Raw genomic sequence first — 10,340 nt, 5'->3', positions numbered from 1 at the left:
GGATGCGTTTCATCTTCTTTCTCCTGTCTGAATGCGCGGGATGCGCCTGGCAAATTGAACAGGCAGACAGAAGGAGTGTTCCCCGATGAAGTTCAACTTTTGTAACTCTGGCCGTAGGTCAGCCTTAGGATGGCCGGCGTATATTAGAAACCTCATGACGGCGGCTCGAGTCGAAAAGCAATCAACGAGCGGAGAGGCCGTCGCGTTCCTTGTGACTGCGGTGGCGCGGTGAGGCACAAGGCTCAATGCGGAGCGCCAGCGGCCGCGATCAGCGCCTCGTCGAGAATCCACTTCAGCTTCGCCGAGCGCTGGTAGCTTCATCTGCTTGCCGTTCTTACTTGCCAGGAACGACATGCAGCGGTCGCAGTATGCCATGCGGGACCTTCAATATGTCGCCGTATGTCGCCGCGTCGGATGGCCAGGAAGCGGCCAGTGCCAGTTGGACTTTGTGATGGAGCGGCGCAGCGGCGAGCGTCCACGGGCCGTTTTCCTTGCGCCGATCTTCCGCGATCTTGGCCTTTTCCACGCATCGCTGCAGGATTTTTCGCGAGGTGAATTTGAGACCCGCCACGACACTGGTCCTCGGCGACGGTCAAGGCCCGTTCGGCGGGCTCTACTCCGGAACAATGTCCTCTTCTGAAAGTTTCCTTAAATAGCAAAGGAGATTCGAAATGTCAGAAAGCCGCGAATGGTTTGTCCAATGGCTTAGAGATGCCCATGCCATGGAAGAGCAGGCCGAAACGATGTTGAACGGGCAGTTGGGTCGCATCGAGAACTATCCCGAGCTGAGCGACCGGATCCGACAGCACCTCGACGAGACCAAGCAGCAGGCTGCCCGGCTGAAGACTTGTCTCGATCAGATGGACGAGGGTTCATCCACGATGAAGGACGCTGGCGGTAAGCTGACGGCGATGGCGCAATCGCTGAGCGGCGTCTTCGCTGGAGACGAGGTGATGAAAGGATCGCTCGCGAGCTACACGTTCGAGCACATGGAAATCGCCTCCTACACGATCCTGATTGCCGCCGCTCGATCGCTCGGCGAAACCGAGGTTCTTCGGGCTTGCGAAGAGAATCTGCAAGAGGAAGTCGCGATGGCGGATTGGCTGAAATCCCGTCTTCCCTCCACGACCGAGCAGTTCCTTGCGCGGGCCGAAGCGGACAGCGACAGCGCCAAGCGGTGATCGGGTAGGAACGCAGTAACCGTAAACTGGGTGATCGGGATTCGTCCGCTAGCGCGTCCCCCTTCGTGAACGCTGGGCAACGAACACGCCTAGCAGGCGGTCGTCGAGTTGCGCATTTCGAGAAATTGCAACGACGAGCGATGCTAATATTGCGGCGTCGTCACTTAGAGAGTCGAAGCGTTCGCCTGCGCAAGCCTGGTCAAATACGCATTGGCAATAGCCAGATCGGAAGGGCTAGCGCAGCGCTCGGCGAGATCAAGCTCGAGTGGGCGTGTTAAAACGTTCGAAACGAGGTCGCGATAGCGGAATGCCCGAGAACGCCCCACATGACTGAGCAGTTGCGTGCGCGGGCACCGGCAGCGCCAAGCCGGATCGGAGAAAGTTCGTCCTGACAGCGGACAGAGCGCGCCGTTGCGCTCACGTTATGGGGTCGGCAGCACTTGCACGGTTTTCGGGGTGAATTCCGCTTCAGCCGGTCGCTGGCGGTTTCGCTGAGCCGTGACCGACCGGCCGACGATCACCATGCTCGAAGGGGTTGGACCGCTTTGTCTTCTCCGCCGTGCGCATCGTCATCGCGCCGTCCGTGGTTCCAGAATATGCAATCCGATGGCTGAACTCGTCGGGACTCGATAAATGTCAGCGCGGCATCATACTTTGCCTTCAGGACGACTGTTTCTCTGCAATGACCTCTGTCTACGCTCATCCAGTTCGGTCGGTGTCCATCTGCTCATTCAGACGTAGTTGATAGGCAAAGCCGACAGCCGCGGCGACTGCCAAACCTGCCGCCGCCAGAAGGAGTTTGTCCTCGGTATGCTCATTGCCCGATGCGTCTTGAATAGCTAACGAAGCTTCATCGAAGGGTGCGGATGCTCTTGCGGCAGTCTCGCCCTCGTGCGCCCCAGCGCCGCTATGGCGGATACCCGCAGCTAGACGTTCTGTCTTCTCTTTAACAGTTTCCTTGGCCACGCCGGTCAACTCGGCAGCTTCGCGTTTTATTTTACCAGCCGTTTCAAGAGCGAAATCACTGACGCTTTCCGCCAAATCACTAGATTGCTCCTTCAGGCGCTCCTTGGCGTACGATAGGTGATCCACCTGCTGCTCGCCGGGTGGCCGGGCTGAATTGGTCCGCAACAAGCTGATCAATCCCGCTCCGACGAGTGCGGTTGCGATCGGCGGATGGCGGAGGAAACGCCACCCCAAACCGGCCCCAATCGCCAAAGCAGCGCTCGGATTGGCAGCCGCCTTGGCCTTGAGATCGTCAATAATCGCCTGCGCCACCGATTGCATTGAGGCTCTTGCTTTCTCTACCAGCGCATCCTTTGCCTCAAGCGCTTCGTGTTTCAAATCATCGGTAAATTCGGAGAGCGTGTTTGGCGACCGAAGTGTCGACAAGTCCTCGGCGAGCTTAGCCCGGGCAGCCTCAACTTCGTATTCAAGATGCTCAAGTTGCGGATCGGCCATCATAAATCTCTCTTGCCACCGGGGCGGGCAGGTTTGCTCGACCGAGCGTTGCCTGACCGCTGCGATTTGGCCGTTATTCCTTCCGAAGGGGTGGCGCTGCCCGGTTGCAGCTTGGCGGCCGGAGTGGATGAACCGCTCGATCCACTTGGGCTTGGCGAAGGCGGCTGCACGGGTTCACTTGATTGCTCTTCTGACAAGGCGCTTCCAAAGGCGCCCGCAACGTCCCTCGCCACCTCCTTGAGGCCGTCCGAATTCAGCCCACGTTCCTCGGCGACGCTCTTGAGCCGTTCGCCCGCCTTTGCTGTCGAAGACTTCAAGCGGTCCCCAGCTTTTTCAGCAGCATCCGTCAATCGCTCTCCTGCAGGGCCGAGCGTGCGCCTCTCGACATCGCTGGCCGGTAAAGCAGCAGCTATAGCGGCACCGGCTGCGAAGCCGGCCAGGACAAAAGCCAATGGCTGTTCTTCCACCATGCGGCCAATCGTGTCCTGGAACGTTGATTGGGCTTGCTGCACCACGCGCCCTGACTTCTCGGATACGGTGCGACCGGCCTGTTCTGCGTATGCCGCGGCCGATGATGCGTAGTGACTTGCGGTTTCACTCACCTTCTCCCCAATGCCGGCTAAATTGTCGCGCATGGCCTCAGCTGTCTCGCTAGCCTCTTCCTGCGTTTTTGACGCCCCGCCGCTGGCGGTGCGTACGTGCGGAGCATTTTGGCGCCCGTTGGTTCCACGGGATTGCTCGCGATGCCCGGCACTTGAACCGCGGCTGCGCATTAGCAGCGCGCACCCTGCTGCGACGAGCAGAAGGCCTTCGGGATTGTTCCTAGCGGAGCTGAGAAGCCATTCTTTCGTTCCAAAATCCTGGACCTGTGAATTGCGGCTCATGTTAGTTGCTCCTTGGTTGTCGCAATATCCTGCTTTATTTGGCTAATGGAGTGTGTCGGCAGAAGTTGTTTTTGCGCATCAGCCCGGCCCCTATAATAGGCGAAAGCAGCGGCGACGCCCGTTGCGGCCGCGACGATCAGACACGACCAGTGCAGGGCTATCCCTAAGCTGGCGATTCCAAGTACGAGGGCTTGCATTAGAAGCAGAGCGGCGACCACTCCCAGCGCGCCAGCAGCAGACATCCACACACCTGCTTGGAGCTTCGTTGAGACGTTGGCGGACAGCTCCGCATGCGCCAGGCGCAACTCTTTTTGAAAGAGGTCCGCGACGTCCGCCAACACTGCCGACAATGCTTGAGGGAGAGGCGAATTCTTCAGTTGTTCCTGTGCCATCAGATCAGTTCGCTCCCTGCCGCCTTTCCTTGATGGACTCTGGTGCGGGAGGCGCGCTCTTCAGTGTGCGGAATGTCAAAAAACCCGCTACTGCGGCCAGCCCAAACACCAAACCCGGCTTGCGCCTCGCCAAATCGGACGCTGCAAGAACCAGCTGATCGACGGACCTGTCTCGCAGGTCGTCTGCGTATCCATCAAGCCTATTCGCGAAAGTGCGCACGACCCCAGCGACTATCGGTGCGTTTGCGTCGAGGTCCTCGGCCGCACGCTTAGTCGAACTCGCCAGTTGGCCCATCACCTCGGCGCCGCTGCCGACCTGACGGTCCAACATCTCCTTAACCTGATTGGTCACGGTGGACGCGCCACCAACGGCAGCCCGTTTGGCGGTTTCCGCTGCCCCTTGCGCTATGTCGGACGCTTTGGATAACGTGCCGCTTACGGTCGCTCCTATGTCTTCCGGGGTACCGTCACCAGCTCTTAGCGCAGTTGGGGGATGCCGTTCAGAATTCCGGTTGTTCATGGTTTCCTCCATTCGAGGAGCAAACGGAGGTAAGGCCCGTTGGTTCCCAATGAGTGACTATCTGGGGTGTCAAGTTGCGTTTGCGAACTCGTGGCGCGCATCGCGTGCTTTTGCATTGGGAATGATGGGTAGCTTGCGGGCGGGCGCAATGCGAATAATCATCTTTTCCTTTCCTGCCTGAAGGCGCGGGGGGATCATATCTGGCGACGGTGAGCGCGATGAGGAAGAGGATGGAGCGCGGACCTTTACGGCCGCCGCGCACAGGTCTTCGACCGCTGCGCCTGCCGCTGTCATTGGCGATCGGCGCCAAGCCCACGAGTTTGGCGATGGCCTTATTGGAAAGGTGTCAATCTCGGACAACTCGGCCATCAGGAGTACGCGGGGCCCTTGACCGAACCGAAGACCTGATCGAGACAGGCCCACAGCGGATCGTCGTCGATTAGCGAGGCGATCTCGCCCTTCAAGTCGGCGGCTCTGACGCTTGAGCAAAACAATGACCTCGTCGAGGCTGGCGAGGTTTCGGCATCGGCGACGGTGCTTTTGCGTTGCTTCTGGATGGTGAGATCGCCAGTCACCTGGGCAAGCCGGGCGACCAGCGCCTTGAGCCGTTGCTGGGCCACGCTCGGCTGCAGCCGCTTGACGATGGCGTGCAAAGTGATCTGCGCGCTACGCGTTGCGCTCGTCCAAACGCGACTGCTGGTCGGCGGCATCGGCCGATCCGCCCAGTGTGTCGGCGACCGTGGCACCTCGCGCACCCATCGGCTGCTGCGCACCTGTTGTGGTGTCCATCGCTGTCTGATGCTCCATCTCGGAATTCAGCTCCGCACCTACAACCAGGATAATCACAGAAATCCAAGTCCACATCATCAAGCCGATGACTGCCCCAAGGGCTCCATACGTGGCGTTGTAGTTGGCGAAGTTTTCAAGATAATAGGAGAAGCCTATCGAGACTGCGATCCAGACCACAGCCGCGAGGAAGGCGCCCCATGTCGCCCATTGCCACTTTGCCCTTTCCCGGCTGGGCCCGTAGCGGTAAATCAGCGTGATCCCGACGCCCACCATGATCAGCATCATCGGCCACCGAAGGATCCGCACAAGGGCTTCGGTCCAGCCGCCGAGGTTCAGCAGCACAAGCATGGCCGGCACAATCCCCACCGAGATGATAAAGCCGATACCAATGAGGATGGCGCCAAGCGTGAAGCCCAAGGCCAGGAGATTCAGGTGGATGAAGCCGCGCTTTTCACTCTCCTCGTAGGCGATGTTCATGGCTTCGAATAGCGTCTTTATGCCGTTACTGGCGCTCCACAGTGCGACGGCAAGGCCGAAGATGAAGCCGAAGCTGAGCGCGCCAGCCTTCTGAGCGGCCAAGGACGCAAGCTGAGATCTGATAATATCCAGCCCTCCCGAAGGCAGTACGCCGCCAAGGAACGCAATGTGCTCAGCGATGGTCTGAGGATCGGCGACGAAACCGTAGATGGACACGAAGGAGGCAAGTGCTGGAAAGAGGGCAAGAAGCAGATAGAATGCGGCCCCGGCCGCGATAAGCATAACACGGTCCTCGGTGAGCTCAGCGAAGACCCGCCACAGCACGTCCTTCCAGCCGCGGCTGGGAATCTCTGACGGCCATTCGGCATTGCGTCCGCGGCTCTCCCGTTCGGCCCGCCGCTCAAGTTGCACTTGACCTTCGTAAGCGTCCTCGGTTGTTTTCTTCGACATGGCCGCCGGTCCGGAGCATCTTCTTCGCGGGGCAAACGTATAATAGCGCCAAAGGATGCAGGTGCAGACCTGCGCTTACAAATAAACATCCGCCGCCTGTACCAACACCTGCGCCATCCCCACTTGGCCCTTCGGCTCCCATGCCCATGTGGCCGGGGGATGCGACGGCTGAGCGTGCATCTTGTCGGGACGACGCAGCCTGATCTAAATCCTCATTGTGCTGGATCACTTTAACGACACCCACGTTACCAGCCATGATCTCACTCGCGCCTGAACATCAGTTCGTCAACGCCGGAAGCATTCGGCTTCATGTCGTTCAGGCCGGGCCTGCCGAGGGTAAGCCGGTCATGCTCCTGCACGGGTTCCCGGACTTCTGGATCGGCTGGAGACGGCAGATCCGTACGCTCGCTTCCGCCGGATATCGGGTCATCGTTCCCGACCAGAGGGGCTACAACACCAGCGACAAGCCCGAGGGCATCCACGAGTACACGCTCCCCAAGCTCATCGGCGATGTCGTCGCCCTGGCCGACGCGCTCGGCATCGGAAGGTTTCACCTCGTCGGCCATGACTGGGGCGGCATCGTCGCTTGGGCCGCCGGGGCAAAGTTGCCTCATCGCCTGGACAAGCTCGTCATCCTGAATGCGCCCCATCCCGAGGTGCTGTTGACCCATGCCCTGCGATCTCCGACGCAGTTTCTGCGGAGCAGTTACGTGGTTTTCTTCCAGATCCCCTTGCTGCCCGAAGCCGTTTTGGGTGCGCGGCGCTCCGCCTTGCTCGCACGAGCACTTAGGACATCCAGCCGGGAAGGCGCCTTCGAAGAAGAGGAGATTGCAGAATATCGGCAGGCTTGGGAGCGGCCGGGGGCGCTGACCAACATGCTCAACTGGTATCGCGCCTTGCCCTTTCGCCCGAGCTTGAAGGAGCGGATCACGACGCCCACTCTTGTTATGTGGGGGATGCAGGACCAGGCTCTAGAATCCGGGCTGGCCAAGCGCAGTCTCGCCCTTTGCGACGATGGCCGCGTGCAGACTTTCGAGAAAGGGACGCATTGGGTTCAACGCGAAGAGAGCAACGCGGTGAATGCGGCGCTTCTGGCGTTCCTGGAGGGCTGAGGAACTCAAAAATGGATAGAAACTGGGGGCAGCGTCAGATGGAGCCGGAGGAGGCCTGCAGGGCGTTCCTGGCTGCTGCAAAAGAGGAGGGGACATTACAACTAGCTAAGTTGGATTGCGGTATAAGGTTCTATTGTCTCCGACCAACACCGCGCTTTGCGGAGCCCGCCGCCAGCAAGGAGAGGCGACGGAGCGGCTGCACATCCGAAGAACGACCGCTGCAACCTCTAAACCCGCGAGGGGCCTACATCGTTCCCCTATCCGCGCCTACAGCTGGGTTGGTCAACGGGCTCTTCCCGCCTAAGTTCCCCCTCATGGCACTCCACTGGTTATCCCCTCCGGTCTACGTCAGGGCCAACCGACCTGGGCTCACCTACGGGGTGAGCCACGTCAAGGGAGCCGCCGAGGAACATGAAGTGGCCGAAGAGGGGACCGAAGTGGAAGCTGGCGATCCAGTCCTGCGCCGACGCATTTTAGGGGCGGCTGACCCCGGTGGAGGTCCGTCAGGCCTTCGAGGCTGCTGCCAAAGAGGCCAAGACGTTCCTTCCTGCTGATTAGCCATCGAGAACGATGCAGAGTGCCCCTCTTTGCGAATGCCGACGCCGGCACAGTCCCGGTTATCTTCGGTTCTCGTGCCGACCTGGCTGAACCATCTGACGGCCACCACCAGATTAGTTGCCACCGCCGCGACTTGGGTCCTGGCTGTCCCGGACGAAGCCAGGGCCTTCTCACGTCCAGGCTAATAGCCCGTTTTGAGGCGTTTCGGCTGCCGCGGGAGAAGGCAGTATTTCGGGCTTCAAGTGGGGCGGCTCTTCAGTGTTAGCGAGGCCGGCATGACCTCACATCAGATCTTCAACCATCCGCGCAATTTTCCCCAGACCTGCGGTGGTCCCTCTTGTTCTAAGGAGTCCCTGTTCAGCCGCCGCCGCCTTGAAGGCCTCGAGCGCAGCTTGCTGGCTGCAATGCCCGGCGAGGGACTCCTCGACCATTCGGATCGCGTTGAGCCGCCCCAGCTTTCCCATTCTAGGCCATGGTTGCTGAAGCACCTTCATTGCGTCGGCTATGGACGCGACCACCGTCAGGTTGCGATTGAGGCAGATTGTAATTGGACTGAAGGCCCGCATTCTTGTCGCTCCCCACGATTGAACGCAGCTAAACGCGAAGACAAGGGCAGTGGTTGCATGAATGTGGATTACCGCGAATTTCAAAGAACCGCTGGCCGATTCGATTGAGGCTGAGCTGGCTCTCCTTGGGCCCGGCACTTTGCCTAGCCGGACCATCCTCTCGTCGTACAACAGGACCCGGCCGGCAAAAAGCATCTGTGCACCGTCCGACGCCGCGAACTATTTTTCGAGCTCGTCACGCCGCTTGCCCGACGGCTTCTCAAGCACACCGCGACGAATTCGACGGCTGTGAGGGAGGAGATGAAAAGATTATGGTCGTTTCGTTGGGCCGTCCTTTAGAGCAGGGGCTCCGAGGCGGTTTGTATCGAGCAGATGTCGCATCAGATCTTGACCTGGAGATCGGCTCCGGCAGCGGGATCGGCGCAGCGCGGCAAGGATGCCACGTTCCTTCGGCGGCTCACCGGCGATGGTCTGGCTGACGGCCCCGCGAAGGCGCGAAGCATCGAGGCCTTCTTCTGCCAGTCGGGCGAGCCAACTTTCTTTGGCTGGGGCGGTGCAGTGCTTCGGCTCGGAACTGTTGACACATGCGCCAGACTGGCAGACCGGAAGCGGCGGCGTGCCCTGACGTCATGGAGACTAGCCTCGCTTCCGAAGCCGCAGATTGTGATCTCGTTGGCTATGCAGAGCATCCAGCCGTCGTTTTGATCCGTTTCCGTCATCCAGAGCCAGCGACCATCCATGATCCGTCTCAACCGCTTAAAAGCCGGTCTTGCCCCGCCGCGACTGTGTGGAAATCAGCCATGTTTCAAAGTCGGAATGCTGGACGAACTCGCCAAGGAACTGGAGCGACGCAAGCACTGCTTCGTTCGCTACGCCGACGACTGCCCTCTATGTTCGCAGCGAGCGTGCGGGCGCACGGGTGATGGCCAGCGTCGAACACTTCCTCGACAGGCGTCTGAAGCTGAGGGTCAAGATACGGAAGAGCGCGGGTCAGCTTGGGAGAGGAGCGTTTCATAGTCTGGTGGGGCCTAATTCGCCTCGTAGTCCTAGTGGTCACCTATCGGCGCTCACCGGTCCCCTGAAGCGCCGGATAAACGCTCCGCTCACTGACCCCCAGTTCCTTTGGCTATCGCTGTTCTGGTCATGCCCTCGGCATCCAACTTCACGATCTTGTCGCGCTTCCCCATCGCTGCTGGCTTCCGTCCTGGGTACTTGGTCTTGTCGCCTTTGACGGCATCGATCCCGATCCGTTGGCGCTCCAGCATGACGCTACGCTAAAGGCCATCCGCCAGTATCTGGCGCCCTTCTACAAGTGGCGGCAGGCCGAGATCGTGGCGACGGCCGAGCCGCTGATGCCTGGCCCCCAGGCCTTTATGCGCATCATCAGCCGGCGCGATCAGGCCAGACCTTTGATACGCCTGTTCTTGGCCTCCACGCTCATATCGGCGCAGCGGGCGCTCGACATCACTAGAGCTCATTGGCAAGCAGCCCGCCGATATACACTGGGCCGTGTCCAGGCGTGGGCGTGGCCTTTCCGCTTGGGTATTAGGGTGCGGCCTGCCCGGTCGGCCGTCCCTCGATCGACCCTGAGTTGCTGATCCGCATGCGGATCGTCGGCAGCTCGTCCTCGACTCGATGCGCGAAGTCGTCGACGCCGTGCGCACCGGGAAGACAAGCCTGGAGCTGTAGCGGCCCCGCCTGTCCCGCCCCGGTGTCGTCGCTTCGCTGGCGCTAACGGTGAGACCGCATAGATCTGGTCCAGTATTTTCAGCATCAGAACGTTGAGCTGGCGGGAACTTGCTCGCCAGCCGAGTTGAGTTCAGGCGGTGGTCGGGGGAGATCAGCCAGCCACACGCTGGTGATTCCCAACCTGAGCCGATGTGCCAATCAGCAACCTTCGTCGGTCTTTTTCACCTGGCCCGGCGCGGCGGTGTTGGCTGTCGTGTCCTG

General features: G+C 60.2%; 11 protein-coding genes and 2 pseudogenes. 2 read left to right on the top strand and 11 right to left on the bottom strand.

Annotated elements, in window-relative coordinates; genetic code table 11:
- Positions 1 to 334: 334 nt before the first annotated feature.
- On the bottom strand, positions 335 to 571 hold the full coding sequence (locus tag NKH41_RS33235) for a hypothetical protein (RefSeq protein ID WP_352935844.1): 237 nt from the start codon (positions 569 to 571) through the stop codon (positions 335 to 337).
- 100 nt (positions 572 to 671) lie between these two features.
- Between NKH41_RS33235 and NKH41_RS33230 the strand changes: the two genes are divergently transcribed.
- Positions 672 to 1,181, top strand: coding sequence for a ferritin-like domain-containing protein (locus tag NKH41_RS33230; RefSeq protein ID WP_352637601.1), 510 nt, complete (start codon positions 672 to 674; stop codon positions 1,179 to 1,181).
- A 699-nt stretch (positions 1,182 to 1,880) separates the two neighbouring features.
- On the opposite strand, the gene NKH41_RS33225 is transcribed toward NKH41_RS33230, so the two are convergent.
- The 6 genes and pseudogenes from NKH41_RS33225 to NKH41_RS33195 all read right to left on the bottom strand — a co-directional run bounded on the left by NKH41_RS33225 (position 1,881) and on the right by NKH41_RS33195 (position 6,154).
- Entirely contained in the window at positions 1,881 to 2,645 is a 765-nt protein-coding gene (locus NKH41_RS33225) for a hypothetical protein (protein ID WP_352935841.1), read from the bottom strand.
- A complete protein-coding gene (locus tag NKH41_RS33220; protein ID WP_352935838.1) occupies positions 2,642 to 3,526 on the bottom strand; it encodes a hypothetical protein in 885 nt (294 codons plus the stop codon). Before NKH41_RS33220 ends, NKH41_RS33225 begins: the two co-directional genes overlap by 4 nt.
- Positions 3,523 to 3,918, bottom strand: coding sequence for a phage holin family protein (locus NKH41_RS33215; protein ID WP_352935835.1), 396 nt, complete (start codon positions 3,916 to 3,918; stop codon positions 3,523 to 3,525). The genes NKH41_RS33220 and NKH41_RS33215 overlap by 4 nt, the downstream gene beginning before the upstream one ends.
- A 4-nt stretch (positions 3,919 to 3,922) precedes the next feature.
- On the bottom strand, positions 3,923 to 4,438 hold the full coding sequence (locus NKH41_RS33210) for a hypothetical protein (RefSeq protein ID WP_352901936.1): 516 nt from the start codon (positions 4,436 to 4,438) through the stop codon (positions 3,923 to 3,925).
- 69 nt (positions 4,439 to 4,507) lie between these two features.
- Positions 4,508 to 5,121: pseudogene (locus tag NKH41_RS34330) on the bottom strand (transposase); the annotation flags it as partial.
- The gene (locus NKH41_RS33195; RefSeq protein WP_352935832.1) at positions 5,105 to 6,154 is read right to left on the bottom strand and encodes a YihY/virulence factor BrkB family protein; all 1,050 of its coding nucleotides are present in this window, start codon (positions 6,152 to 6,154) and stop codon (positions 5,105 to 5,107) included. The pseudogene NKH41_RS34330 and the gene NKH41_RS33195, both read right to left, overlap by 17 nt.
- Positions 6,155 to 6,408: 254 nt before the next feature.
- Here NKH41_RS33195 and NKH41_RS33190 point away from each other — a divergent pair, with 254 nt between their 5' ends.
- Positions 6,409 to 7,266, top strand: coding sequence for an alpha/beta fold hydrolase (locus NKH41_RS33190; protein WP_352935829.1), 858 nt, complete (start codon positions 6,409 to 6,411; stop codon positions 7,264 to 7,266).
- An 839-nt stretch (positions 7,267 to 8,105) separates the two neighbouring features.
- Here the strand turns inward: NKH41_RS33190 and NKH41_RS33185 are convergent.
- The 4 genes and pseudogenes from NKH41_RS33185 to NKH41_RS33175 all read right to left on the bottom strand — a co-directional run bounded on the left by NKH41_RS33185 (position 8,106) and on the right by NKH41_RS33175 (position 9,655).
- Complete coding sequence (locus NKH41_RS33185) at positions 8,106 to 8,390, bottom strand: DUF982 domain-containing protein (protein ID WP_352935826.1); 285 nt, start codon at positions 8,388 to 8,390, stop codon at positions 8,106 to 8,108.
- A 309-nt stretch (positions 8,391 to 8,699) separates the two neighbouring features.
- A complete protein-coding gene (locus NKH41_RS34325; RefSeq protein WP_502895030.1) occupies positions 8,700 to 8,912 on the bottom strand; it encodes a hypothetical protein in 213 nt (70 codons plus the stop codon).
- Between the two features lie 140 nt (positions 8,913 to 9,052).
- Positions 9,053 to 9,206, bottom strand: a pseudogene (locus NKH41_RS33180) (diguanylate cyclase); the annotation flags it as partial.
- 287 nt (positions 9,207 to 9,493) lie between these two features.
- A complete protein-coding gene (locus NKH41_RS33175; RefSeq protein ID WP_352755486.1) occupies positions 9,494 to 9,655 on the bottom strand; it encodes a hypothetical protein in 162 nt (53 codons plus the stop codon).
- Positions 9,656 to 10,340 lie beyond the last annotated feature (685 nt).

Source organism: Mesorhizobium sp. M1169 (assembly GCF_040318345.1).
GTDB lineage: Bacteria > Pseudomonadota > Alphaproteobacteria > Rhizobiales > Rhizobiaceae > Mesorhizobium.
Note: the sequence above shows the minus strand (reverse complement) of the source record. Positions and strands in the feature narration are given on the sequence as shown.